Here is a 26207-nt window from a genome sequence, read left to right on the forward strand (position 1 = left end):
ACGTCAAGGAGTGAATGTCATGGTGTCCGTCGGTGTAACCAAGCCCCCCTCCCTGCGCGCATGGCTGGCGCTGATCGCGGCGCTGCTGACCGTCGGCCTGCTGGCCGGGTGGCTGTGGCACGGGGCCCGGCCCGGCCCACAGGCCTATGCACAGGCACCGGTCAAGGTCGCCGTGGCCACGGCCAGTACCCTGCCCTTCCCGAACTACCTGGAAGCCATCGGCGAACTGGAGGCGATCCAGCAAGTCAGCGTGCCGGCGGAAATCGGCGGGCGCATCGTCAACCTGCCGATCCAGTCAGGGCAGCGGGTCGAACGCGGCCAGGTCCTGGTCCAGCTCAACGACGCGCCCCAGCGCGGCAACCTGGTGCGCCTACAAGGGGAAATGGAAAACGCCCGGATCCGCCTCGAACGCTCGCGGCGCCTGGTGTCGGTCAACGCCACCTCCAGGGAAGCCTTCGACAATGCCCAGACCGAGCTGTCCACCGCCAAGGGCGCCTTGCAGGCGCTGACCGCGGAAATCGAGCAGCGCACCATCCGCGCGCCCTTTGCCGGCACCCTGGGCATTCGCAAGGTGCACCTGGGGCAATACGTGAACCCCGGGGACGTGCTGATCAACCTGATTGGCGACAAGGGCCTGTACGTCAACTTCAGCGTGCCCGAGCAGGCGCTGGCCCAGGTCACGCCGGGGGCGACCCTGGAAGTGCTTCTCGATGCCCTGCCCGGGCAGGTGCTCAGCGCCAAAGTGAGCGCTGTCGATCCGTTTCTCGATCGCACCCGCACCCTGAGCATCCAGGCGCGCCTGCAAGACCCGCCAGCCAGCGCCCTGCCCCATATGTTCGCCCGTGTGCGGCTGGCCCAGCCGCTGCCCAGCGGCACCTTGAGCGTGCCGGAAACCGCGGTGACCTATAACGCCTACGGCGAAGAGTTGTTCGTGGTCCAGCCGGCCAAGGATGCCCAGGGCGCGCCGACGGTGCAGCGGGTATCGGTGAAAACCGGCGCGCGGCATGCCGGCCGGGTGGTGATCGACAGCGGCCTGGCGCCGGGCGCGCAAGTGGTGACGTCCGGGCAGATCAAGCTCAGTGACGGCGCCCCGATCGAACCGCAGCAGCACAGCGTGCTCAGCGATGCCGGCGGCAGTGCGACAACCCTGGCCGCGGGAGAAGAGCCGTGAAGTTCACCGATCTGTTTGTCCGCCGCCCGGTGCTGGCGCTGGTGGTCAGCCTGCTGATCCTGCTGGCGGGGCTCAAGGCCTACAGCAACCTGCCGGTGCGCCAGTACCCGTTGCTGGAAAGCTCGGTGATCAGCGTCACCACCGACTACCCCGGGGCGCCGGCTGAGCTGATGCAGGGCTTTGTCACCCAGCCGATCAACCAGTCCCTGGCCTCGGTGGAGGGGGTGGACTACGTCAGCTCGTCCTCGGTCCAGGGGCGCAGCCTGATCACCCTGCGCATGGCCCTCAACCAGGATTCGTCGAAGACCCTGAGCGAGGTGATCGCCAAGGTCAACCAGGTCAAGTACCGCCTGCCCGAGCAGGCCTACGACCCGGTGATCGAGCGTTCCGCCGGGGACGCCACCGCCGTGGCCTATGTCGGTTTCGCCAGCCGCTCGCTGTCCGCCTCGGCGCTGAGCGACTACCTCAGCCGAGTGGTACAGCCGCTGTTTTCCAGCATCGAGGGCGTGGCCAAGGTCGAGACCTTCGGCGGCCAGCGCCTGGCCATGCGCCTGTGGCTGGACCCGCAGCGCATGGCCGGCCACGGCGTCAGCGCGGCCCAGGTGGAACAGGCGATCCGCGCCAACAACTTCCAGGCCGCCCCCGGGCAGATCAAGGGCCAGTACGTGATCTCGTCGATCCAGGTCAACACCGACCTGAGCAACCTCGACGAGTTTCGCGACATGGTCATCAGCAACCGTGGCGACCACCTCCTGCGCCTGCGGGACATCGCCCGGGTCGAGCTGGGCTCGGCGTCCTATGAAACCAGTGCGCTGATGGACGGCAAGCCGGCGGTGCACCTGGGCCTGTATGCCACGCCCAAGGGCAACCCGCTGCTGATCGTCGCCGACATCAAGCGCCTGCTGCCGGAGATCCAGAAGACCCTGCCGCCGGGAGTGGAGGTGGCCCTGGCGTTCGAGACCGCCCACTTCATCCAGGCCTCGATCATCGAGGTCATCGAAACCCTGATCGAAGCCATCCTGATCGTGGTGGCGATCATCTACCTGTGCCTGGGCTCGGTCCGCAGCGTGCTGATCCCGGTGGTCAGCATTCCCCTGTCGATGGTCGGCGCACTGGCGCTGATGCACCTGTTCGGCTTCAGCATCAACCTCTTGACTCTGCTGGCCATGGTCCTGGCCATCGGCCTGGTGGTGGACGATGCCATCGTGGTCATGGAGAACATCCACCGCCACCTCAAGGAGGGTCGCACGCCGTTGCAGGCGGCCTTTGTCGGGGCGCGGGAAATCGCCTCGCCGGTGATCGCCATGACCATCACCCTGGCTGCGGTGTACATGCCCATCGGCCTGATGAGCGGGCTGACCGGCGCGCTGTTCAAGGAGTTCGCCCTGACCCTGGCCGGCGCGGTGCTGATCTCCGGGGTAGTGGCCCTGACCCTGACCCCGGTGATGTGCGCCAAGCTGCTGCCGGCGGGGCAGCAGGAAGGTCGCATGAGCCGCTGGGCCGAGCAGTTCTTCCACTGGCTGGCACGTCTCTACCAGCACGGCCTGGTGCGTTCCCTGCGCTGGCGCGGCGCGGTCCTGGCGTTTGCCGCCCTGGTGCTGCTCAGCCTGCCGTGGCTCTACGGCCACGCCAGCAAGGAGCTGGCGCCCAACGAAGACCAGGGCAACCTGCTGCTGGCGATCAAGTCGCCGCAGCACGCCAACCTGGACTATGTCGAGCGCTATGCCTACCAGCTGGACGCGATCCTCCAGGGCCTGCCGGAAACCGTCAGCACCTGGATCATCAATGGCAGCGACGGCGTGGCCGCCAGTTTCGCCGGGGTCAACTTCAGCGAGTGGTCGCAACGCCAGCGCAGCGCGGCCAGCATCCAGCAGCAGTTGCAGCAGGAGGTCGATGCGGTCGAGGGCAACTCGATCTTCGTCTTCCAGTTGCCGCCGCTGCCGGCCTCCACCGGCGGCCTGCCGGTGCAACTGGTGATCCGCAGCACCGAGGACTACCGCTCGCTGTTCCAGGCCATGGAGGAGATCAAGCAGCAGGCCCGGGCCAGCGGCCTGTTCGCGGTGGTGGACAGCGACCTGGAGTTCAACAACCCGGTGACCGAGGTGCGCATCGATCGCAGCAAGGCCAACAGCCTGGGCATCCGCATGCAGGACATCGGCACCACCCTGGCGGTGCTGATCGGCGAGAACTACACCAACCGCTTCGCCCTGCAGGGCCGCTCCTACGACGTGATTCCCCAGAGCGCCGCGGCCCAGCGCCTGACGCCCCAGGCCCTCAACGGCTTCTACGTGGAGACCGACAGCGGCACCCAGGTGCCGTTGTCCACCGTGGTCAGCCTGCATGACAGCATCCAGCCCAACAAGCTCAAGCAGTTCAACCAGCAGAATGCCGCGACCTTCCAGGGCATCCCCGCCCCGGGGGTCAGCCTGGGCCAGGCGGTGGCCTTCCTGCAGCAGCAAAGCCAGGCCCTGCCCGCCAGTTTCAGCCATGACTGGCAGGCCGATTCGCGGCAGTTCATCCACGAAGGCAATGCCCTGCTGCTGACTTTCCTGTTCGCCCTCATCGTGATCTACATGGTGCTGGCCGCGCAGTACGAAAGCCTGAGCGACCCGCTGATCATCCTGATCACCGTGCCGCTGTCGATCTGTGGCGCGCTGATTCCCCTGGCGCTGGGGCTGGCGACCATCAATATCTACACGCAGATCGGCCTGGTGACCCTGATCGGCCTCATCAGCAAGCACGGCATCCTGATGGTGGAGTTCGCCAATGAACTGCGCGCGGCCCTGGGCTGCACTGCGGCCCAGGCGATTATCCGCGCGGCACGGATCCGCCTGCGGCCGATCCTCATGACCACCGCCGCCATGGTGGTGGGGCTGGTACCGCTGCTGTTTTCTTCCGGCGCCGGCGCCAGCAGCCGTTTCGGCCTGGGGCTGGTGATCGTAATCGGCATGCTGGTGGGCACCCTGTTCACCCTGTTCGTGCTGCCGTCGATCTACAGCCTGATGGCACGCGCCCACAGTCGTTCCAGCGAGCTGGAGGAACTGCAGCAACTGGCCTGAGCCTGCGCCAGAAGTGCAACGGGCGGCCCAAGGGCCGCCCGTTGTGTTCCAGGGTGAGGTTACAAGTGGCTTTCGGCGTATTCCGCCAGGATCGAGCGCGGCACCCCTTGCAGGGTGATGTGCACGCCGTTGGGGAAGTCCTTGAAACGTTCGGTGAGGTAGGTCAGGCCAGAACTGGTGGCCGACAGGTAGGGGGTATCGATCTGTGCCAGGTTGCCCAGGCACACCACTTTGGAACCGGCGCCGGCACGGGTGATGATGGTCTTCATCTGGTGCGGGGTGAGGTTCTGGCATTCGTCGATCAGAATCAGGCTCTGCTGGAAGCTGCGGCCGCGGATGTAGTTCAGGGATTTGAACTGCAACGGCACCTTGCTGAGGATGTAGTCGACGCTGCCGTGGGTGTTCTCGTCATCCATGTGCAGGGCTTCAAGGTTGTCGGTGATGGCGCCCAGCCAGGGTTCCATCTTCTCCGCCTCGGTGCCGGGCAGGAAGCCGATCTCCTGGTCCAGCCCCTGCACGCTGCGGGTGGCGATGATGCGCCGGTAGCGCTTGCTGACCATGGTCTGCTCGATAGCGGCGGCCAGGGCCAGGATGGTCTTGCCCGAGCCCGCGGCGCCGGACAGGTTGACCAGGTGGATATCCGGATCGAGCAGCGCGTACAGCGCCAGGCCCTGGTAGATGTCCCGCGGTTTCAGGCCCCAGGCTTCCTGGTGCAACAGGGGTTCCTGATGCAGGTCGAGGATCAGCAGCACATCGGCGCGGATTTCCTTGATCCAGCCGACAAAGCCCTGTTCGTCGATGATGAATTCATTGATGTGCACCGCCGGCAGGTTGTCGATCAACTGCACCTGGTGCCAGGTACGGCCATGGTCCTGGCGGGTTTCCACCTTGCTTACGCGGTCCCAGAACGAGCCGCTCATGTTGTGGAAACCATTGGGCAGCAGGGAAACATCGTCCACCAGCTGGTCGGTGCTGTAGTCCTCGGCGGCGATCCCGCAGGCCCGCGCCTTGAGGCGCATGTTGATGTCTTTGGTCACCAGCACCACGGGCAGGTCCTTGTTGCGCGCGTGCAGGTCGATCAGCTGGTTGATGATGATGTTGTCGTTGAGGTTGTCCGGCAACAGGCTGGTGGGCTCGTTGCGCTTGCTCATGAGGATCGACAGCAAGCCCTTGGGCCCACTCTTGCCACGCTGGATCGGTACGCCCAGCTCGACGTCCTCGGGTGAGGCTTCACCCAGGGTCTTGTCGATCAGGCGGATGGCCTGGCGGCATTCGGCGGCCACGCTGTGATGCCCGCTCTTGAGCTTGTCCAGCTCTTCGAGGACGGTCATGGGGATGGCGACGTGGTGTTCTTCGAAATTCAGTAAGGCGTTTGGATCGTGAATCAATACATTGGTATCGAGTACATAAAGGATTGGCTGGTTGGAAGAAGAGCTACGTCCGTGGTCATCCATACTCGGTCACCTTATGTGGGAGCCAGTCGACGCAATACCATGGGGTATCGCGCCTCGAAGGGCCACCGAATTCACCCGCGGGGGTTCAGGTGACCTGCACACACAAGGAGTCTTGGGAGACGCCACCTGTGTCGCAGGTTTCGGCGGTCTGAGTTCGTAATACTCCAAAAGCCGTGACAGGAAAAAGCACTTTGACGCTTTTTTGATGTTTATTTTGCAGAGTGACGAATAGCCCTTGGCGAGTGGCCCGGGCACCGTTAAAGTCGGAAGTCCGCCTGCCTCGAAATCCCGCTATTTTTCCCCTCTTCAACCGCCATTTCTCCCTGTTTGCGCAGGCTGTTTCGTTTCAGCGAAATGCATCCTGGCAGTCTTCCCAACCGATGCCGCTCTGCGCGGTCTGGGCCAGCAACCAGGGCAGGCTGCTCTTGACCCCATCCTGCTTGGCATTGAAGGCGATCACCCCGCGTCGCCACAGCAGCATCAAGGTCAACACTCTTTGCCCGCTGTCCTCGGCCTTGAGCTTGCCGGCGCCATCCTGGGCGTCGATGTCCCATAGCGCCACCTGCATGCCCTGGGCATTGAAGAAGCCCTGGGCGTCGGCGCGACGCTGGCCATAGGGCGGGCGGAACAGCGGCACGTAGTTTTCCGGCAGCTTGCTTTTCACCAGGTCGGCGCTGCGCTGGATCGAGTACTGCCAGTCCTGCCAATGGCTGTGGGAACGGAATTCCCACCCCTGGACCCCAACGCACTGCCGGGAATACAGGGATTGCAGGCTGGCCACCGACGCCTTGTCGAGACGGTTCTGGATATCGTTGCCAAGAACGAAGAAGGTGCCGCTGAGGTTGGCCTTGCGCAGGTAGTTGGTGAGCCAGGGCGTGTTGTCCGGCGCCAGGTTGGCGGCGCTGTCGAAGGTCAGCAGAAACAGCCGGTCATTGAGCTCGTCGCCATTGCGCTCGTAGTCGCCAAAGCGCAGCACTTCGCTGCTGGTCTGCGGTGACAGCGCGGCCTTGCGCAGCAATTCGTCCAGGTACTGCTCGTGGAAGGTCCGGCTCGGCTCGCCCCAGCGTGCGTAGTAGGAGTCCTGCGCCAGATGGAACTTGCCGGCCTGCTTGCGCAACTGCTGCATGTTTTCCACCAGGTAACAGAAGGACGCGTCCTGGTCGCAGCTCTGCTGGGCGAAGTTGTAGTTATCCAGCAGGCGCTGCCACAGATGCTCGCGCAGCTCAGAGATCGCCTCCATATTGATCATCCGCAGGCCCAGGCGCTGCTTCATCGAGGCCTCGTCCCAGGCTTCGCTGATCAGCAAGGCGCGAGCGAAGGTGAGGATCTCGGCCCGCGAGGCGACGTCGAACAGGGTCGGATTGTCGAGCTTTTCCGGCCAGGTGCTGCGGTCCAGGGTCGCCACATCATTGGGCGCTGCCAGCACGCTGAAACTCAGAAGCCAGGCCGAGAAGAGAAACGCGATACGCAAAAGGGATGCCTCCAGAACAAAACCCGCGCCGCACTATAGCCGATCTGTGCCAGGAATCAGGGCCCCTTCGCCGGCAAGCCGGCTCCTACAGGCTCGTGCAGGAGCCGGCTTGCCGGCGAACCGCGATCAGCGGTCATGACTATCGCCATCATAGGTGGAGTCCGGGCGCCCGAGCCCCTAGAATCCCCCGACGCCAAAAGGAGACGACCCCATGCTGATGGTGATTTCACCCGCCAAGACCCTCGATTACGAAACACCGCCGGTTACCCAGCGCTTCACCCAGCCGCAATACCTCGACCACTCCCAGGAACTGATCCAGCAACTGCGGGAACTGACCCCGGCGCAGATCAGCGAGCTGATGCACGTATCCGACAAGATCGGCGGGCTCAACGCCGCGCGCTTCGGTAGCTGGACCCCGGCCTTCACCCCAGACAACGCCAAGCAGGCGCTGCTGGCGTTCAAGGGCGACGTCTATACCGGGCTCAACGCCGAAACCCTCAGCGAGGCGGATTTCGACTACGCCCAGCAACACCTGCGCATGCTTTCCGGCCTGTACGGCCTGCTGCGCCCCCTGGACCTGATGCAGCCCTATCGCCTGGAAATGGGCACCAAGCTGGCCAACGCCCGGGGCAAGGACCTGTATGCCTTCTGGGGCACCCGTATCAGCGAATGGCTGAACGAGGCCCTGGCCGAGCAAGGTGACGACCTGCTGCTGAACCTGGCTTCCAACGAGTACTTCTCGGCGGTCAAGCGCACGGCCCTGAACGCGCGGATCATCAATACCGAGTTCAAGGACCTGAAGAACGGCCAGTACAAGATCATCAGTTTCTATGCCAAGAAAGCCCGTGGCCTGATGAGCCGCTTCGTCATCCAGGAGCGCATCAACGACCCCGCTCAGCTCAAGCAATTCGACGTCCAGGGCTACCGCTTCAGCGCGGAGCAGTCCAAGGCCGACAACCTGGTATTCCTGCGCGACCACGCACCGGAATAAAGCGTTCCCCTGCCGCGCTCGTTTCCAACCGGCGAGCGCGCCAGAATGTGATCATCCGCACATTCCCCGCCTTTAATAAGCCAATTTTCTGGCGCCATAGAACTTTCAGCGTTTTGCCTAACTTTTATTTCACTCGACAGCGCTGATTTTTTTCAGTAGTGGCACCACTTTTTTTATTCGGTAGTGGCACAAAAATATCCCCCCCCTTCAACTCCCCATAACTAAAGGCTCAAACCGTTAGTGCTATCAGTTTGAGAGCAGTGCCATCTTTCTCAATATTTCAAGAAATTTCGAAAAACAGGATGAGCGGGCAGGAACTATGCCTTCAGACACCGCTCATACCACCGGTAACGATTCTCAACGAGGTTGTAGGAGATGACTTACACGAACTCACGAGGAACTAATCAAGTTGCAACATTGATTTGACCAACGAGTCACAAACTTGAACTAAAGGGTAAACAAACGGAGATAAGGCACCTCAACTATCCCCTAACGAGCCAAGGAACAGCTGGCCTTCAAGGCCCCCGAAAACAACTGGAGAGCCCGTACTACGTGGCATCCAGCCATCCACAGGAACGCGGATGGTTTTTCTCGAGGGACCTGCAGCAGGAGCCGCCGGCAACATTCAAGGGCAAGTCAAAACAACATGGATCGGTTGCGCACAACTTGAGTGCATTTATTTAGTCACTCGGAACTTAGTCTGCCTGCACACGGCACTACAGCGTACTTCGCTGGACTTCCGAGTGCGCAACAACAGCTGGCAAACATTAACTCCGGCCATCTAATGGCGTGAATAACACAGAGGTAAATGCGATGCGCATCAGCATATTTGGTTTGGGTTACGTCGGTGCAGTATGTGCCGGTTGCCTGTCCGCACGGGGCCATGAAGTGGTTGGCGTAGATATCTCCAAAGACAAGATCGACCTGATCAACGCCGGCAAGTCGCCGATCGTCGAACCGGGCCTGGGCGAACTTCTGGCTCAAGGAATCCAGACCGCTCGTCTGCGTGGCACCACCAACTTCGCCGAGGCCATTCGCGATACCGACCTGTCGATGATCTGCGTCGGTACCCCGAGCAAGAAGAACGGCGACCTGGAACTGGACTACATCGAATCGGTGTGCCGCGAGATCGGTTTCGTCCTGCGCGACAAGGCCACCCGCCACACCATCGTGGTGCGCAGCACCGTGCTGCCGGGCACCGTGAAGAACGTGGTGATCCCGATCCTCGAAGACTGCTCGGGCAAGAAGGCCGGGGTGGATTTCGGCGTCGCGGTGAACCCCGAGTTCCTGCGTGAAAGCACCGCGATCAAGGACTACGACTTCCCGCCCATGACCGTGATCGGCCAGTTCGACCAGGCCTCCGGTGATGTGCTGCAAGCGCTGTACGAAGAGCTCGATGCACCGATCATCCGCAAGGACATCGAAGTCGCCGAGATGATCAAGTACACCTGCAACGTCTGGCACGCCACCAAGGTCACCTTCGCCAACGAGATCGGCAACATCGCCAAGGCGGTGGGCGTGGACGGCCGTGAAGTGATGGACGTGGTCTGCCAGGACAAGACCCTCAACCTGTCCCAGTACTACATGCGCCCGGGCTTCGCCTTCGGCGGCTCGTGCCTGCCCAAGGACGTGCGCGCCCTGACCTACCGCGCCGGCTCCCTGGACATTGAGGCGCCCCTGCTCAACTCGCTGATGCGCAGCAACGAATCCCAGGTGCAGAACGCCTTCGACATCGTTTCCAGCCATGACAAGCGCAAGGTCGCCCTGCTGGGCCTGAGCTTCAAGGCCGGCACCGACGACCTGCGCGAGAGCCCGCTGGTGGAACTGGCGGAAATGCTCATCGGCAAGGGCTTCGACCTGAGCATCTACGACAGCAACGTCGAGTACGCCCGGGTTCACGGCGCCAACAAGGACTACATCGAGTCGAAGATCCCCCACGTTTCGTCCCTGCTCAACTCGGACTTCGACGCGGTAATCGGCAACTCCGACGTGATCATTCTCGGCAACCGCGACGAGAAGTTCCGCGCCCTGGCCGAAGACGTGCCCCACGGCAAGCAGGTCATCGACCTGGTGGGCTTCATGTCCAAGGCTACCTGCAGCAAAGGCCGTACCGAAGGGATCTGCTGGTAAGGGTTCGCCAGCCAGCCGGCTCCTACCCCATCCCCGTAGGAGCTGGCTGGCCAGCGATCTGGCCCTCCCAGATCTCCATGCCTGCCTTAACCCCCCTCGGGCCACCCCACAGGCTCGCCCGAGACCTTGATGGACGCAGATTATGCACAGGCTAAAGCACGGCCTGCTTCAGGCCGCCGGTTGGCTGTTCTACTTGAGTTTGCTGATGGGCATGGCCTTGTTGCTGCCCGCCTCGACCTTCGACTCACAGTCCAAGGACTTCATTTTCCTGATTGGCGCCGTGGGCATCTGGCGCTACTCGATGGGTGCCACGCACTTCGTGCGCGGCATGCTGTTTCTCTACGTGGTCTACCCGCACCTGCGGCGCAAGGTGCGCAAGCTCGGCAGCGCGGCGGACCCGTCCCATGTGTACCTGATGGTCACCAGCTTCCGGATAGACGCGCTGACCACCGCCCAGGTCTACGGCTCGGTCATCCGTGAAGCCATCGACTGCGGCTTCCCCACCACCGTGGTCTGCTCGATCGTGGAAATGTCCGACGAGCTGCTGGTGAAAAGCCTGTGGGCGCGGATGAACCCGCCGGAGCGGGTCAAGCTGGACTTCGTGCGCATCCCCGGCACCGGCAAGCGTGATGGCCTGGCCTTCGGCTTTCGTGCCATCTCCCGCCACCTGCCGGACAGCCGCGCCGTGGTAGCGGTGATCGACGGTGACACCGTGCTCGGCGAAGGCGTGGTACGCAAGACCGTGCCCTGGTTCCAGCTGTTCGGCAATGTCGGCGGCCTGACCACCAACGAATTCTGCGAAGTGCGCGGCGGCTACATCATGAGCGAATGGCACAAGCTGCGCTTCGCCCAGCGCCACATCAACATGTGCTCCATGGCCCTGTCCAAGCGCGTGCTGACCATGACCGGGCGCATGTCGGTGTTCCGCGCCACCGTGGTCACCGACCCGGACTTCATCGCCGACGTGGAAAGCGACTCCCTGCAGCACTGGCGCCTGGGCCGCTTCAAGTTCCTTACCGGCGACGACAAGTCCAGCTGGTTCAGCCTGATGCGCCTGGGCTACGACACCTTCTACGTGCCTGACGCGGCAATCAACACCGTGGAGCACCCGCCGGAGAAGAGCTTCATCAAGGCCAGCCGCAAGCTGATGTTCCGCTGGTACGGCAACAACCTGCGGCAGAACTCCCGGGCCCTCGGCCTGGGCATGAAACGCCTGGGGCTGTTCACCAGCGTGGTGCTGTTCGACCAGCGCGTGTCGATGTGGACCTCGCTGCTGGGCCTGACCGTGGCGATCATCGCCAGCTTCAAGTACGGCACCGCCTTCATCCTGGCCTACCTGCTGTGGATCGGCATTACCCGCCTGATCCTGACCCTGCTGCTGTCCTGCTCGGGGCACCGCATCGGCCCGGCCTACCCCTTGATTCTCTATTACAACCAGATCGTCGGCGCGCTGGTGAAGATCTACGTGTTCTTCCGCCTCGACCAGCAATCCTGGACCCGCCAGGACACCAAGCTGACCCGCGACCTGGCCAGTTTTCAACGTTGGTTCAACACCTGGTCGTCTCGGACCATGACCTTCTCGGCCGGCAGCGTGTTCGTCGCTGTCCTGCTGCTGATGGTCTGAACCGCCTTGCCTGAATTAACTAGGAAATCGACTCTATGAACACCGCCGTGAACGTCAATGTAGTGCATGAATCCGAAGCCCAACGCCAGCACGCCCGGGTCAAGATCCCGGCCAAGCTGCGCTTCTTCGGAACCGAGGCCAAGCCTCTTGAAGTGCGGGTCCACGACCTCTCCGCCGGCGGCCTGAGCTTCAACGCCGGGCAGCAGATGCTGACCGTGGGCGAAGTGCACAAGGGCCGCCTGCAATTTGTCATCGACAACCTCGGCCTGGCCATGGACGTCGAGCTGCAGGTCCGCTCCTTCGATCGCCAGAGCGGCCGGGTCGGTTGCCAGTTCCAGAACCTCGAACCCCAGGACATCTCCACCCTGCGCCACCTGATCACCTCGCACCTGGCCGGCGACATCGTCAGCATGGGCGACGTGCTCGCCACCCTGCAGCGGGACAACTTCACCAAGGCGCGCAAGAACAAGGACAGCGGCAGCGGCATGACTCCGCTGGGGCGCCTGCGGGCGGTGACCTTCAGCGCCGGGATCTTCATCGTCGGCCTTGCCGCCTTCGGTTTCATCCTCAAGTCGGTGTACGGCATGTACTTCGTCAGCCACGCCGAGGCCGGCCTGGTCAACGTTCCGGGGATGAACGTCACCATGCCGCGCGACGGCACCGTGCAGAGCCTGGTGCAGACCGATGGCAGCGTTGCCAAAGGCGCGCCCCTGGCCAGCTTCAGCACCAGCATGCTGGACGTGCTCAAGGGCCACCTGGACGAAAACCAGCTGCAACCGGCCAAGGTCGAGGAACTGTTCGGCAAGCAGATGACCGGCACCCTGACCTCCCCCTGCGACTGCACCGTGGCCCAGCAACTGGTGGCCGACGGGCAGTACGCCAGCAAGGGCGACGTGATCTTCCAACTGGTGCCGCGCAATAGCCTGGCCAATGTCGAGGCGCGGTTCTCCTACCGCCAGTTCGGCGACGTGCGCCCGGGCACCAAGGTCAACTTCCAGATCGCCGGCGAGGATGAAGTGCGCACCGGCACCATCGTCAGCAGCGCCAGCCTCAACAGCAACGACCTGTCCTCCGACATCCGCGTACAGATCAAGCCCGACGCGCCCCTGAGCAGCGCCTTCGCCGGCCGCCCGGTGGAAGTCAGCAGCGACCGCGGCCCGTCGATGAACTGGCTGATCGACAAAGCCATGGCTGCGGGTCTGTAACCATGAGAGTGCCTACCCAGCTCCCTGTAGCCGCTGCCGCAGGCTGCGCCCGGCCGCGCAGCGGACGCCATCCGGCCGACTCGATGCTCCCCGACAACCAGCACGAGCGCTTCGCGCTCGATCGCAGCCTGCGGCAGCGGCTACAGGGTTCGGTATTGCCTTTGGTCGCGGCGCTGGCCCTGGCCGGTTGCGCCGGCCTGCCGGACCAGCGCCTGGCCAACGAGGCCCTGAAGCGCGGCGACACCGCCCTGGCCCAGCAGAACTACCGCCAACTGGCAGACCTGGGCTACAGCGAAGCGCAAGTGGGCCTGGCCGACATTCAGGTGGAAAGCCGCGACCCGGCGCAGATCAAGCAGGCCGAGGCCACCTACCGCGCCGCAGCCGACACCTCGCCCCGTGCCCAGGCGCGCCTGGGGCGCCTGCTGGTGGCCAAGCCCGGCTCCAGCGAGGCCGAGCAGCACGAAGCCGAAGGCCTGCTGAAGAAAGCCTTTGCCAATGGCGAAGGCAACACCCTGATCCCCCTGGCGATGCTGTACCTGCAATACCCCCACAGCTTCCCCAACGTCGACGCCCAGCAGCAGATCAGCCAATGGCGCGCCGCCGGCTATCCGGAAGCCGGTCTGGCCCAGGTCCTGCTGTACCGCACCCAGGGCACCTACGACCAGCACCTGGACCAGGTGGAAAGCATCTGCAAGGCCGCCCTCGACAGCACCGACATCTGCTACGTCGAGCTGGCCACCGTCTACCAGAAACGCGGCCAGCCAGAACAGCAGGCCGAGCTGATCAAGCGACTGCAGGCCGGCTACAGCCGTGGCAGCGTCAGTGCCCAGCGAGTCGACAGCGTGGCCCGGGTACTGGGCGATGCCAGTCTTGGCAAGCCGGATGAAAAGACCGCCCAGGCCCTGCTGGAACAGGTCGCCCCCGGCTACCCGGCCTCCTGGGTCAGCCTGGCGCAACTGCTCTACGACTTCCCCGAGCTGGGTGACGTCGACAAGATGATGGAATACCTGGAGAACGGCCGCGCCGCCGACCAGCCCCGGGCCGAACTGCTGCTGGGCAAGCTCTACTACGAAGGCAAGTGGGTGCCGGCGGACGCCAAGGTGGCCGAGGCGCACTTCCAGAAAGCCGTGGGCCGCGAAGTCGCCGCCGACTACTACCTGGGGCAGATCTACCGCCGTGGCTATCTGGGCCAGGTGTACCCGCAAAAAGCCCTGGACCACCTGCTGACGGCTGCCCGCAACGGCCAGAACAGCGCCGACTTCGCCATTGCCCAGCTGTTTTCCCAGGGCCGCGGCACCGCGCCCAACCCGGTCAACGCCTACGTCTTCAGCCAGCTGGCCAAGGCCCAGGACACCCCACAGGCCAACGAACTGGCCCAGCAGCTGGATCAACAACTGCCCCCCGGCCAGCGCGCCGAAGCCCAGCGCCTGCTGCAACAGGAGCAGGCGGCGCGCGGTGCCCTGACCCAGAACACGCTGCAACTGCACGCGCTGCAGGAAGAAGACGGCGAGGAATCCCTATGAAGTCCATCCCATTCAACACCGCCCGTGTAGCCGCTACCGCAGGCTGCGACCAAGCGCGAAGCGCTCGCCACGCCTGCCCTCGCGAATCGCGGCCGCTGCGCGAACGGGCACACCCCGCCTTCACCACCACAGGCAAGCGCTTGTGCCTGTCGAAACTGGGCATGGCCCTGGGTTTTGCCATGATCTGGTCCAACCCGACCCTGGCGGCCATCACCGACACCAAGAACTTCGGCCTGGAAGTGAAGATCACCGGCCAGTCCGAGGACGATCGCGACCTGGGCACCCAGGGCGGTGGCGACGTCAACGGCATCGGCCTCGACCTGCGGCCCTGGGTCTATGGCGAAAGCGGCAACTGGAGCGCCTACGCCATGGGCCAGGCAGTGACCGCAAGCGACGTGATCGAAACCGACACCCTGCAACAGTCCGGCGACGACGCCAGCCAGCAGTCCAGCAACGATGACCGCAAGACCAAGAAGAACTACCTGGCCATGCGCGAGTTCTGGGTCGGCTACAGCGGCTTCACCGCCTACCCCGGCGAGCAGCTGAAGTTCGGCCGCCAGCGCCTGCGCAACGATGACGGGCAATGGCGCGACACCAACATCGAGGCGCTGAACTGGACCTTCGACACCACCCTGCTGCGGGCCAACCTGGGGGCCGCCGAGCGCTTCAGTGAATACCGCACCGACCTCAAGGAGCTGGCGCCCAAGGACAAGGACCGCCTGCACCTGTACGCCGACGCCGCCTACCAGTGGACGCCCGGCCAGTGGGTGGGCATCCGCGCCCACCACACCCACGACGACGGCAAGCTCGACTATGCCCAGCCCGGCGTGGCCAGCGACCCGCTGGACAAGAAGGAAAACGGCGACCTGACCTGGCTCGGCCTGGAAGCCAACAGCGACGCCTTTAACTGGCGCAACACCAATACCGTCAACTACTGGGCCAGCCTCACCGGCATGCGCGGCGACCGCGATACGGTCAACCCGCTGAACGCCGATGGCAGCCGCCCGACCCAAGCCAAGCGCGGGGACAACCTCAACGGCTGGGCCACCGACCTGGGCGTGCGCCTGCGCCTTGACCCGAACTGGCAAGTGGGCGCGGCCTATGCCCGGGCCAGCGCCGAGTACGAACAGAACGGCCTGCAAAGCAACCGCTCCAACTACACCGGTACTCGCTCCCGGGTGCACCGCTTCGGCGAAGCCTTCCGGGGCGAAATGAACAACACCCAGAGCGCCACCCTGTTCGGTTCCTGGCAACTGCGCGAGGACTACGACGCCAGCCTGGTCTACCACAAGTTCTGGCGTGTGGACGGCAACAAACCGGTGGGCAGCAACGGCATCAACGCAGTGGACAACAACTACGACGACACCACCGGCGCCTTGCTCAGCAGCACCTCGCTGCCGCTCATGGATGGCAAGAAGGACCTCGGCCAGGAGATGGACCTGGTGGTCACCAAGTACTTCAAGCAAGGCCTGTTGCCCGCGGCCCTGAGCCAGTCGATCGATGAACCTTCGGCCCTGGTGCGTTTGCGCGGTGGCGTGTTCAAGCCCGGCGACGCCTACGGCAAAGAGGTCGACTCCTACATGCACCGCGCCTTTATCGACGTGATCTGGCGCTTCTGATACAAGCCGCTAAAGGAGTGCCCGACATGCCTAATCAAACTCTCCAGAGCCCGTTGTCCAGAGGCTCCCTGAGCCTCCTGGCCGGCGCCCTGCTGCTGGCCAGCAGCAGCGCCTTCGCCACTGCCGAGACGGCCAAGGCGCCGATCATCGCCAAGGAGCTGCAACAGGCCAAGACCTACACCGTCAGCAGTGCTCCCATCGAGCCCCTGGCCCTGGCCAAGCCGACCCTGCCCGACCTCTCCGGCTACACCGCCGAGGTGGCCGCGGCGAAGATCGTGCGCAGCAAGCCGGGCAAGATCAGCGTGCGCCGGATGATGCAGGAAGACGCCCTGAAGGACTTTATCGGCGGTGACAACAAGATGGCCGAATGGGTGGTGCGCCAGCACGGCATACCCCAGGCGATCTTCATCGACGACGGCTACGTCAACCTCAAGGAACTGGTGGGCAAGCTGCCCAAGCAGTACATCAGCGAAACCGCACCCGGGGTCTACCTGGCCCGCCTGCCCATCGTCGTCGGCCGCCACGGCATCCTGGAAATCGACAAACAGACCCAGGAGCTGCGCCTGTCCCAGGAAGGCGGCTCGTTCCTGGTCAACGATGGCCAGCTGTTCGTGCGTGACACCAAGGTCACGGGCTGGCGCGAAAAGGACAACGGCCCGGCGACCTTCCGCTCGCCCAAGGAATTCCGCCCGTTCCTGCTGGCCTGGGGCGGCACCGAGACTTACATCGTCAACAGCACGATGGCCAGCTTCGGCTACGCCAACTCCAAGTCCTACGGGGTGAGTATTTCCCAGTACACGCCGAACATGGCCAAGGTGCTCAAGCGCCCCGAGCCCACCGGCTGGATCGTCGGCTCGACGTTCTCGGACATGTGGTACGGCTTCTACTGCTACGAGACCCGGGACTTCGTGCTCAAGGGCAACACCTACAAGGACAACATCGTCTACGGCATCGACCCCCACGACCGTTCCCATGGCCTGATCATTGCCGACAACACCGTCCACGGCACCAAGAAGAAGCACGGCATCATCATTTCCCGGGAAGTGAACGACAGCTTCATCTTCAACAACCGCAGCTACGACAACCACCTCTCCGGGCTGGTGATCGACCGTAACAGCGTCAACAACCTGATCGCCTACAACGAGATCTACCGCAACCACACCGACGGCATCACCCTCTACGAGAGTGCCGACAACCTGATCTACGGCAACAAGGTGATCAGCAACCGCCGCCACGGCATCCGCATTCGCAACAGCGTGAACATCCGCCTGTACGAAAACATCGCCATGGCCAACGGCCTGACCGGGGTCTATGGCCACATCAAGGACCTTTCCGACACCGACCGCGACATCAAGCTCGACCCGTTCGACGCCCAGGTCTCGCTGATCGTGGTCGGCGGCGAGCTGGCCGCCAACGGCAGCGGGCCGATGTCCATCGACTCCCCCTTGAGCGTGGAGCTGTACCGGGTCTCCATGCTGGCGCCGACCAAAAGCAGCGGCATCAGCTTCTCCGGGGTCCTGGGCGACCGCCAGGATGAAATTCTCGACCTGCTGGTGCGCCAGCAGAAAGCCGTGTTGATCGACCCCGTCGAACGCCAGACCGAATTGCGGGATTGAGGATGACTTTCATGCACCCACACTGGATCAAACTCCTGGGCCTGTCGGCCCTGACCGCGGGGATTCTCGCCGCCAGCGCCGGCGCCCGTGCCGACGAAACCAGCGCCACGAGCGCCGCGCCGAACTTCAAGGCCGAGCCGTGCTGCAACCTGTGCCCGGCCGCCCACGACGCAAAGAACTACGTGACCCGCTACCAGCAGAACTTCACCACCCTGGTGCAAGCCCAGGGCGACTGGCTGTTCCGTACCCAGGAAGATTTGCGCACCGAGTTCAACACCACTCCCGAAGGCTACCGCCGCCTCAAGCAGTTGCACGAAGCCTTCAAGAGCAAGGGCGTGGAACTGGTGGTGGTCTATCAGCCGACCCGCGGCCTGGTGAACCGCAACAAGCTCAACCCGGCGGAGAAAGCCCGTTTCGACTATGACAAGGCGCTGAGCAACTACAAGGCCATGCTCGGGCGCTTCGCGCAGATGGGCTACGTGGTGCCGGACCTCTCGCCGCTGACCAACGAACAACTGCCCGATACCCTGCCGGCCCACGACTTCTACTTCCGCGGCGACCAGCACTGGACCCCTTATGGCGCCCAGCGCACGGCGAAGATCGTCGCCGACAAGGTCAAGCAGTTGCCGGCCTTTGCCGACATTCCACGGCGTGAATTCGAAACCCACAAGTCCGGGCGCATGGGCAAGACCGGCACCCTGCACAACATGGCCGGCCAGTTGTGCGGCACCAGCTACGCCATCCAGTACATGGACCAGTTCACCACCGAGCCCAAGGGCGAGGCTGGCGACGGCGACCTGTTCGGCGACTCCGGCAACCCGCAGATCACCCTCGTGGGCACCAGTCACAGTGGCAAGAACTACAACTTCGCCGGCTTCCTGGAAGAGGCCATCGGTGCCGACATCCTCAACGTCGCCTTCCCCGGCGGCGGCCTGGAAGGCTCGATGCTGCAGTACCTGGGCAGCGACGAGTTCCAGAAGAGCCCGCCGAAGATCCTCATCTGGGAATTCTCGCCGCTGTACCGCCTGGACCAGGAAACCATCTACCGGCAGATGATGGCCCTGCTGGACAACGGCTGCGAGGGCAAGGACGCGCAGATGACCGGCAGCACCACCCTCAAGCCCGGCAAGAACGAATTGCTGGTCAACAGCAAGAACATGGACCTGCGCAACAGCGGTCATCAGGTCGACATCCGCTTCGCCGACACCTCGGTGAAAACCCTGCAAGCCACCCTCTGGTACATGAACGGGCGCCACGAGGACATCAAGATCGAAAAACCGGAAACATCCGACACCGACGGGCGCTTCGCCTTCGAACTGCGCACCGACGAAGACTGGGCCTCGCAGAACCTGCTGGCGGTCGAGATCCAGGGCCCGGAAGCGGGCACTGCGGGGCAGAAGGTCGAAGCGAAAATTTGCAAACGCAACGTATTCCCGAGCGCCGAGCAACGCACCGCGCAGATCGGGCAATGAGGTTACCTATGCAAAGCACAGACTTGAAACGCTTGTTGATACCCAGCCTGCTGGGGCTGGCCATCGTTACCGGCAGCGCCCAGGCCGCCGCGCCGCTGCGCCCGCCCCAGGGCTATTACGCCCCGGTGGACAAGTTCAAGAGCGGCGACAACAGCGAGGGCTGCGACGCCATGCCGGCGCCCTACACCGGCGCCCTGCAGTTTCGTAGCAAGTACGAAGGCTCGGACAAGGCCCGGGCGACCCTCAACGTGCAATCCGAACAGGCCTTTCGCGACACCACCGCGGACATCACCAAGATCGAGCGCGGCACCAGCAAGCGGGTCATGCAGTTCATGCGCGACGGCCGCCCTGAACAGCTGGACTGCACCCTCGCCTGGCTCAGCGCCTGGGCCCAGGCCGATGCGCTGATGTCCAAGGACTTCAACCACACCGGCAAGTCCATGCGCAAATGGGCCCTGGGCAGCATGGCCTCGGCCTACCTGCGGCTGAAGTTCTCCGACTCCCACCCCCTGGCCACCCACCAGGAACAGGCACAGAAGATCGAGGCCTGGTTCAGCAAGATGGCCGACCAGGTGGTCAGCGACTGGGACAACCTGCCCCTGGACAAGACCAACAACCACTCCTACTGGGCCGCCTGGTCGGTGATGGCCACCGCCGTGGCCACCAACCGCCGCGACCTGTTCGACTGGGCGGTCAAGGAATACAAGGTCGGCGCCAACCAGGTCGATGCCGACGGCTTCTTGCCCAACGAACTCAAGCGCCAGCAGCGGGCCCTGGCCTACCACAACTACGCCCTGCCGCCGCTGGCAATGATCGCCAGCTTCGCCCAGGTCAACGGCGTCGACCTGCGCCAGGAAAACCACGAAGCACTCAAGCGCCTGGGCGAGCGGGTGCTGGCCGGGGTCAAGGACCCGGACACCTTCGAAAAGAAGAACGGCAAGCAGCAGGACATGACCGACCTCAAGGTCGACTCGAAATTCGCCTGGCTGGAACCCTACTGCAGCCTCTACACCTGCGCTCCGGAAACATTGGAGCGCAAGCACAAGATGCAGCCGTTCAAGACTTTCCGCCTGGGTGGCGACCTGACCAAGGTCTACGACCCGGCCCATGAAAAGGGCTCCTGATTCGAATCGTTGGAACGTCCCCCTGTAGGAGCTGGCTTGCCAGCGAAGAGGCCCTCAAGAGCGCCTTCGCCGGCAAGCCGGCTCCTACAGGGGGCGCGCTGCACGCAGTACCGCTTCCCCGGTTTTTCACGGGGGGGTTTGGGGGGGCTCCGGCCTCTGACTATTGGTTAAACATGGAGAGATCGGGATGGTTTTCTCATCCAATGTGTTCCTGTTCCTGTTCCTGCCGATCTTTCTCGGCTTGTACTACTTGAGCGGGCAACGCTATCGCAACTTGCTGCTGCTGATCGCCAGCTATGTGTTCTATGCCTGGTGGCGCGTGGACTTCCTGGCGCTGTTCGCCGGGGTCACCCTGTGGAACTACTGGATCGGCCTGAAAGTCGGCGCCGCCGGTGTCAGGACCAAACCCGCCCAGCGCTGGCTGCTGCTGGGGGTGGCGGTGGACCTGTGCATCCTCGGCTACTTCAAGTACGCCAACTTCGGCGTCGACAGCATCAACGCCATCATGACCTCCATGGGGCTTGAGCCGTTCATCCTGACCCACGTGCTGCTGCCGATCGGCATCTCGTTCTACATCTTCGAGTCCATCAGCTACATCATCGACGTCTACCGCGGCGACACCCCGGCCACCCGCAACCTGATCGACTTCGCGGCGTTCGTGGCGATCTTCCCGCACCTGATCGCCGGCCCCGTGCTGCGCTTTCGTGACCTGGCGGACCAGTTCAACAACCGCACCCACACCCTGGACAAGTTCTCCGAAGGCTGCACCCGCTTCATGCAGGGCTTCATCAAGAAAGTGTTCATCGCCGACACCCTGGCGGTGGTCGCCGACCATTGCTTCGCCCTGCACAACCCCACCACGGGCGATGCCTGGCTCGGCGCCCTGGCCTACACCGCGCAGCTGTACTTCGACTTCTCCGGCTACAGCGACATGGCCATCGGCCTGGGCTTGATGATGGGTTTTCGCTTCATGGAAAACTTCAAGCAGCCCTACATCAGCCAGTCGATCACCGAGTTCTGGCGGCGCTGGCACATCAGCCTGTCCACCTGGCTGCGGGACTACCTGTACATCACCCTGGGCGGCAACCGCAAAGGCACCCTGATCACCTACCGCAACCTGTTCCTGACCATGCTCCTGGGCGGCCTGTGGCATGGCGCCAACTTCACCTACATCGTCTGGGGCGCCTGGCACGGCATGTGGCTGGCCATCGAAAAGGCCCTGGGCATCAACACCACGCCGCGCAGCCTGAACCCGGTGCGCTGGGCCCTGACCTTCCTGCTGGTGGTGATGGGCTGGGTGATCTTCCGCGCCGAGAACCTGCACGTAGCAGGCCGCATGTACGGCGCGATGTTCAGCTTTGGCGACTGGTCGCTGTCGGAACTCAACCGCGCCAGCCTCACCGGCCTGCAAGTGGCGACCCTGATCCTGGCCTACGCCACCCTGGCGTTCTTCGGCCTGCGTGACCTGTACCGCAACCCGGCGCCGGTCAAGGCCAAGCCCGAGGTCACTACCGCCGCCGACGGCCCGGCCAGCGCCCAGCCCGGCCTGATCAAGGCGGTCCCCGGGGACAACCCCGGCAGCATTCACCAGCCGGGCTACATCGTCGGCACCGAGGCCCAGGTGCAGCCGGCCTACTGGACTGCCGACTGGTCGCGCTACGCCATGCGCGCCCTGGTGCTGCTGCTGTTCATTGCCTCGATTCTCAAACTCTCGGCGCAAAGCTTCTCGCCGTTCCTTTACTTCCAGTTCTGAGGGATCTGCCCATGACCCGCTCATTACGTGTGTTCTACATCGCCCTGTTCCTGCTGACCCTGCTGGTGCTGGGGTTGTGGTCGGCGCGCAGCTTCTTCGGTTTCAGTACCAACAACGACGCCACCGTGCTCAACGGGCGCTGGGCCAAGGCGGTGGAAACCCACTACGACGACCAGTTCCCGATCAAGCGCCTGGGCACCAACCTCTGGGCCGCCCTGGACTTCAAGCTGTTCAACGAAGGGCGCCCGGGGGTGGTGCTGGGCCGTGACCAGTGGCTGTACAGCGATGAAGAGTTCAACCCCGTGGTCAACGAGGAGCTCAACCTGCAGGGCAACTACGCCCTGGTGGAAGGCGTGCGCCAGACCCTCAAGGAGCACGGGGTGAAACTGGTGATGGCGATCGTTCCGGCCAAGGTGCGCCTGTACCCGGAACACATGGACGAAGTGCGCCCGGCGCGCATCCACGCCAACCTCTACCAGGACTTCCACGCCCGGGTCGCTGCCGACAAGATCCTTGCCCCCGACCTGCTTGGCCCCCTGCAACAGGCCAAGCAACAGGGCCAGCAAGTGTTCCTGCGCACCGACACCCACTGGACCCCCGCCGGCGCCGAAATCGTCGCCCGCCAACTGGCCCTGACCATCGCCGCCAAGACCCCGCTCAGCGGTCAGCCACAACGCTTCGTCACCGAGACCGAAGAGACCGTGGAACACAAGGGCGACCTGCGCCGCTTCCTGCCCCTGGACCCGCTGTTCGAAAACCTGATGCCGGCCGAAGAGCCCCTGCAAAAGCGCGTGACCCGGGCCAGCGAGGAACAGCCGGCCGCCGACGACGCGCTGTTTGCCGACCGCGAAGTGCCGGTGACCCTGGTGGGCACCAGCTACAGCGCCAACCCCAGCTGGAACTTCGTCGGCGCCCTGAAACAGGCCCTGCACAGCGACGTGCTGAGCTACGCCGAAGATGGCCACGGCCCGATCCTGCCGATGCTCAGCTACCTGAAAAGCGACGACTTCAAGAACAACCCGCCCCAGGTGCTGATCTGGGAATTCCCTGAACGCTATCTGCCTGTGAACAACGAAATCGGCGACGCCGACCCGCAGTGGGTCGCAGAGCTCAAGCAAGCCGGTGCTCGCCAACAGAACGTAGCTGCACTCAACAAATCCGAGACGCCCGACCGGGCGCAAAACTGAAAAGAGGTAACACTCATGACTTTCACTACTACTCCTCGTCGTCTCGCTGCCAAATCCCTGAAAGCTGCCGTATTGGCTGCGGGCCTGGGCCTGCTATCAGCTCCGGTATTCGCCGGTGGCGATGCCGCCCTGTACGGCCCCACCGCGCCCAAGGGCTCGACCTTCGTGCGCCTGTACAACGCCAGCAACAGCGAAGTCAGCGCCACGGTGGGCAGCACCAACGTCAATGACGTCGCGCCCCTGGCCAGCAGCGACTTCAGCTTCATGCCCGGCGGCGACTACACCGCCAAGGTGGGCAGCCAGAGCGTGCCGGTGAAACTGGCCGCCGATCACTATTACACCCTGGTCAACAACGCCAGCGGCCAGCCGCAACTGATCGAAGAACCGCCGTTCAAGAACAAGCAGAAATCCCTGGTGCGGGTGCAGAACCTCAGCGACCAGGCCCTGACCCTGAAGACCGCCGACGGCAAGACCGATGTGGTCAAGGCCGTGGCCGCCAAGGGCCGCGGCGAGCGCGAAATCAACCCGGTGAAGGTCAGCTTCGCCCTGTATGACGGCGAGAAAAAGGTCAGCGACCTCAAGCCCGTGGCCCTGGAGCGCGGCGAAGCGGCGGTGCTCTACGTCACCGGCAACGGCAGCAGCCTGTCGCCGGTCTGGGTCAAGCGCCCGGTTTCCACCCGCTAATGAATTTCCGGAAGGCTGCTCCCCGCCTCTCGTAGGAGCTGGCTTGCCAGCGAAAGCGTCCTCACGGGCCCCTTCGCCGGCAAGCCGGCTCCTACAGAAGGTGGGCAGCGCATCCGGGCACGCAACAAAAACAAGAGTGAAACGACAGAACGCAGTAGCTCTAACCCATACGATGTTTGAAGGAGTAACAACATGATTCCGGTGATCTTGTCAGGTGGTAGCGGCTCACGTCTTTGGCCGCTTTCGCGCAAGCAATTCCCCAAGCAGTTCCTCGCCCTGACCGGCGAACACACTTTGTTCCAGCAGACCCTGGAGCGCCTGGTGTTCGAAGGCATGGATACCCCCATCGTGGTCTGCAACAAGGACCACCGCTTTATCGTCAACGAGCAACTGGCGGCGCGTAAGCTCGAATCCCAACGCATCCTCATGGAGCCCTTCGGCCGCAACACCGCCCCGGCCGTGGCCCTGACCGCGATGATGCTGGTCAACGAAGGCCGCGACGAGCTGATGCTGGTACTGCCCGCCGACCACGTCCTGGACGACCAGAAAGCCCTGCAACGAGCCCTGGCCCTGGCCACCGTGGCCGCCGAGCGTGGCGAAATGGTGCTGTTCGGGGTCCCGGCGACCAAGCCGGAAACCGGCTACGGCTACATCAAGTCCACCAACGATGCACTGCTCCCGGAGGGGGTCAGCCGGGTCTCGCACTTCGTCGAAAAACCCGACGAAAAACGCGCCACCGAGTTTGTCCAGGCCGGCGGCTATTTCTGGAACAGCGGCATGTTCCTGTTCCGCGCAAGCCGCTTCCTCGAAGAGCTGAAGAAACACGACCCGGACATCTACGACACCTGCCTCTTGACCCTGGAGCGCAGCCAGCAGGACCCGGACACCGTGACCATCGACGAAGCCACCTTCGCCTGCTGCCCGGACAACTCCATCGACTACGCGGTGATGGAGAAGACCCAGCGCGCCTGCGTGGTGCCCCTGACCGCTGGCTGGAGCGATGTCGGCTGCTGGTCGTCGCTGTGGGACGTGCATGAAAAAGACGCCAACGGCAACGTCAGCAAAGGCGATGTGGTGATCCAGGACAGCCGCAACTGCATGATCCACGGCAACGGCAAGCTGGTGTCGGTGATCGGCCTTGAAAACATCGTCGTGGTGGAAACCAAGGACGCCATGATGATCGCCCACAAGGACAAGGTCCAAGGGGTGAAACAGATGGTCAACACCCTCAACGAACAGGGCCGCAGCGAGACCCAGAACCATTGCGAGGTCTACCGTCCGTGGGGCTCCTACGACTCGGTGGACATGGGCGGGCGTTTCCAGGTCAAGCACATCTCGGTCAAGCCGGGGGCCTGCCTGTCCCTGCAGATGCACCACCACCGCGCCGAACACTGGATCGTGGTCAGCGGCACCGCCGAAGTCACCTGTGACGAGAACGTGTTCCTGCTCACCGAGAACCAGTCCACCTACATCCCGATTGCCTCGGTGCACCGCCTGCGCAACCCGGGCAAGATCCCGCTGGAGATCATCGAAGTGCAATCGGGCAGCTACCTGGGCGAAGACGATATCGAGCGGTTTGAAGATATCTACGGCCGCTCCACCCCGGTGGAACGTGGCGTCTCAGTGAAGACCATCGCCCAGTAACAGCGACAGGCTTCAAGCGGCAAGCTGCGAGCAAAGGCAGAGCGCCGTTATCAGCGAGTCCTTTCACCCCCCTTCCAGGCGCCTGCGTCCCCTATCCGCAGGCGCCTGGACAGGGGGATTTTTTTGTAGCCGCTGCCGCAGGCTGCGAAAAGGGCCGAAGGACCTTCAGCGGTCTTGAGCCCCCTGCGTCCGCTGCGCGGTCGTTCGCAGCCTGCGGCAGCGGCTACAAGAAGCAGCGATCAGTAGAAGCAGTCGTAAAGCCGGGAGTCGTGCTAGCAGACCTTTGTGCTCCCCCTTTCCAGGTGCCTGCGTCCCCTATCCGCAGGCGCTTGGACAGGGGGCTTTTTTGTAGCCGCTGCCGCAGGCTGCGAAAAGGGCCGAAGGACCTTCAGCGATCTCAAGCCCCCTGCGCCCGCTGCGCGGTCGTTCGCAGCCTGCGGCAGCGGCTACAAGAAGCAGCGATCAGTAGAGGCAGCAAGA

17 protein-coding genes are annotated in these 26207 nt (G+C 63.6%); 15 read left to right on the top strand and 2 right to left on the bottom strand.

What is annotated here, in order from left to right:
- The first annotated feature begins 19 nt into the window (after positions 1 to 19).
- A complete protein-coding gene (locus A9971_RS14895; protein ID WP_015634242.1) occupies positions 20 to 1171 on the top strand; it encodes an efflux RND transporter periplasmic adaptor subunit in 1152 nt (383 codons plus the stop codon).
- Positions 1168 to 4230, top strand: a complete 3063-nt coding sequence (locus A9971_RS14900; protein ID WP_152685963.1) for a MexW/MexI family multidrug efflux RND transporter permease subunit — start codon at positions 1168 to 1170, stop codon at positions 4228 to 4230. The genes A9971_RS14895 and A9971_RS14900 overlap by 4 nt, the downstream gene beginning before the upstream one ends.
- A gap of 59 nt (positions 4231 to 4289) precedes the next feature.
- Here the strand turns inward: A9971_RS14900 and A9971_RS14905 are convergent, their stop codons facing one another.
- Complete coding sequence (locus A9971_RS14905; protein WP_011059380.1) at positions 4290 to 5684, bottom strand: PhoH family protein; 1395 nt, start codon at positions 5682 to 5684, stop codon at positions 4290 to 4292.
- 346 nt (positions 5685 to 6030) lie between these two features.
- Positions 6031 to 7155: a polysaccharide deacetylase family protein gene (locus A9971_RS14910; protein WP_053156463.1), complete on the bottom strand. Its 1125-nt coding sequence runs from the start codon at positions 7153 to 7155 to the stop codon at positions 6031 to 6033.
- A gap of 211 nt (positions 7156 to 7366) precedes the next feature.
- On the opposite strand from A9971_RS14910, the gene yaaA reads away from it, so the two are divergent.
- The 13 genes from yaaA to A9971_RS14975 all read left to right on the top strand — a co-directional run bounded on the left by yaaA (position 7367) and on the right by A9971_RS14975 (position 25727).
- On the top strand, positions 7367 to 8146 hold the full coding sequence (gene yaaA, locus A9971_RS14915; protein WP_011059378.1) for a peroxide stress protein YaaA: 780 nt from the start codon (positions 7367 to 7369) through the stop codon (positions 8144 to 8146).
- Positions 8147 to 8959: 813 nt separating this feature from the next.
- Positions 8960 to 10276, top strand: a complete 1317-nt coding sequence (locus tag A9971_RS14920) for a nucleotide sugar dehydrogenase (protein ID WP_011059377.1) — start codon at positions 8960 to 8962, stop codon at positions 10274 to 10276.
- Between the two features lie 142 nt (positions 10277 to 10418).
- On the top strand, positions 10419 to 11900 hold the full coding sequence (gene alg8 / locus A9971_RS14925) for a mannuronan synthase (protein WP_072451220.1): 1482 nt from the start codon (positions 10419 to 10421) through the stop codon (positions 11898 to 11900).
- Positions 11901 to 11935: 35 nt separating this feature from the next.
- Positions 11936 to 13105, top strand: a complete 1170-nt coding sequence (locus A9971_RS14930) for an alginate biosynthesis protein Alg44 (protein ID WP_011059375.1) — start codon at positions 11936 to 11938, stop codon at positions 13103 to 13105.
- 83 nt (positions 13106 to 13188) lie between these two features.
- Positions 13189 to 14628, top strand: coding sequence for an alginate biosynthesis TPR repeat lipoprotein AlgK (algK, locus tag A9971_RS14935; RefSeq protein ID WP_011059374.1), 1440 nt, complete (start codon positions 13189 to 13191; stop codon positions 14626 to 14628).
- A 161-nt stretch (positions 14629 to 14789) separates the two neighbouring features.
- Positions 14790 to 16247: an alginate export family protein gene (locus tag A9971_RS14940; RefSeq protein ID WP_036996876.1), complete on the top strand. Its 1458-nt coding sequence runs from the start codon at positions 14790 to 14792 to the stop codon at positions 16245 to 16247.
- A 26-nt stretch (positions 16248 to 16273) separates the two neighbouring features.
- Complete coding sequence (gene algG, locus A9971_RS14945; RefSeq protein ID WP_183001361.1) at positions 16274 to 17863, top strand: mannuronan 5-epimerase AlgG; 1590 nt, start codon at positions 16274 to 16276, stop codon at positions 17861 to 17863.
- An 11-nt stretch (positions 17864 to 17874) separates the two neighbouring features.
- A complete protein-coding gene (locus tag A9971_RS14950) occupies positions 17875 to 19335 on the top strand; it encodes an alginate O-acetyltransferase (protein WP_011059371.1) in 1461 nt (486 codons plus the stop codon).
- A gap of 8 nt (positions 19336 to 19343) precedes the next feature.
- Positions 19344 to 20459 carry a mannuronate-specific alginate lyase gene (locus A9971_RS14955; RefSeq protein ID WP_011059370.1) on the top strand — a complete coding sequence of 372 codons (1116 nt, stop codon included), beginning with the start codon at positions 19344 to 19346 and terminating at the stop codon, positions 20457 to 20459.
- Positions 20460 to 20646: 187 nt separating this feature from the next.
- On the top strand, positions 20647 to 22212 hold the full coding sequence (locus tag A9971_RS14960) for an MBOAT family protein (protein ID WP_053149125.1): 1566 nt from the start codon (positions 20647 to 20649) through the stop codon (positions 22210 to 22212).
- 11 nt (positions 22213 to 22223) lie between these two features.
- Positions 22224 to 23399, top strand: coding sequence for an alginate O-acetyltransferase (locus A9971_RS14965; RefSeq protein WP_053149123.1), 1176 nt, complete (start codon positions 22224 to 22226; stop codon positions 23397 to 23399).
- 15 nt (positions 23400 to 23414) lie between these two features.
- Positions 23415 to 24083 carry an alginate O-acetyltransferase AlgF gene (locus tag A9971_RS14970; RefSeq protein WP_072451224.1) on the top strand — a complete coding sequence of 223 codons (669 nt, stop codon included), beginning with the start codon at positions 23415 to 23417 and terminating at the stop codon, positions 24081 to 24083.
- A gap of 192 nt (positions 24084 to 24275) precedes the next feature.
- On the top strand, positions 24276 to 25727 hold the full coding sequence (locus A9971_RS14975; protein ID WP_015634232.1) for a mannose-1-phosphate guanylyltransferase/mannose-6-phosphate isomerase: 1452 nt from the start codon (positions 24276 to 24278) through the stop codon (positions 25725 to 25727).
- The last annotated feature ends 480 nt before the right edge of the window (positions 25728 to 26207 follow it).

Origin of the sequence: Pseudomonas sp. UME65 (genome assembly GCF_014170225.1) — a bacterium.
In the GTDB taxonomy this organism is placed as follows: Bacteria; Pseudomonadota; Gammaproteobacteria; order Pseudomonadales; family Pseudomonadaceae; genus Aquipseudomonas; species Aquipseudomonas protegens.

Coding starts and splice junctions, on each gene's coding strand:
- algK (WP_011059374.1), top strand. CDS start 13,189: ATGCTCCCCGACAACCAGCACGAGCGCTTCGCGCTCGATCGCAGCCTG.
- A9971_RS14950 (WP_011059371.1), top strand. CDS start 17,875: ATGCACCCACACTGGATCAAACTCCTGGGCCTGTCGGCCCTGACCGCG.
- A9971_RS14930 (WP_011059375.1), top strand. CDS start 11,936: ATGAACACCGCCGTGAACGTCAATGTAGTGCATGAATCCGAAGCCCAA.
- A9971_RS14895 (WP_015634242.1), top strand. CDS start 20: ATGGTGTCCGTCGGTGTAACCAAGCCCCCCTCCCTGCGCGCATGGCTG.
- yaaA (WP_011059378.1), top strand. CDS start 7,367: ATGCTGATGGTGATTTCACCCGCCAAGACCCTCGATTACGAAACACCG.
- alg8 (WP_072451220.1), top strand. CDS start 10,419: ATGCACAGGCTAAAGCACGGCCTGCTTCAGGCCGCCGGTTGGCTGTTC.
- A9971_RS14920 (WP_011059377.1), top strand. CDS start 8,960: ATGCGCATCAGCATATTTGGTTTGGGTTACGTCGGTGCAGTATGTGCC.
- A9971_RS14955 (WP_011059370.1), top strand. CDS start 19,344: ATGCAAAGCACAGACTTGAAACGCTTGTTGATACCCAGCCTGCTGGGG.
- A9971_RS14960 (WP_053149125.1), top strand. CDS start 20,647: ATGGTTTTCTCATCCAATGTGTTCCTGTTCCTGTTCCTGCCGATCTTT.
- A9971_RS14905 (WP_011059380.1), bottom strand. CDS start 5,684: ATGGATGACCACGGACGTAGCTCTTCTTCCAACCAGCCAATCCTTTAT.
- A9971_RS14940 (WP_036996876.1), top strand. CDS start 14,790: ATGGCCCTGGGTTTTGCCATGATCTGGTCCAACCCGACCCTGGCGGCC.
- A9971_RS14975 (WP_015634232.1), top strand. CDS start 24,276: ATGATTCCGGTGATCTTGTCAGGTGGTAGCGGCTCACGTCTTTGGCCG.
- A9971_RS14970 (WP_072451224.1), top strand. CDS start 23,415: ATGACTTTCACTACTACTCCTCGTCGTCTCGCTGCCAAATCCCTGAAA.
- algG (WP_183001361.1), top strand. CDS start 16,274: ATGCCTAATCAAACTCTCCAGAGCCCGTTGTCCAGAGGCTCCCTGAGC.
- A9971_RS14965 (WP_053149123.1), top strand. CDS start 22,224: ATGACCCGCTCATTACGTGTGTTCTACATCGCCCTGTTCCTGCTGACC.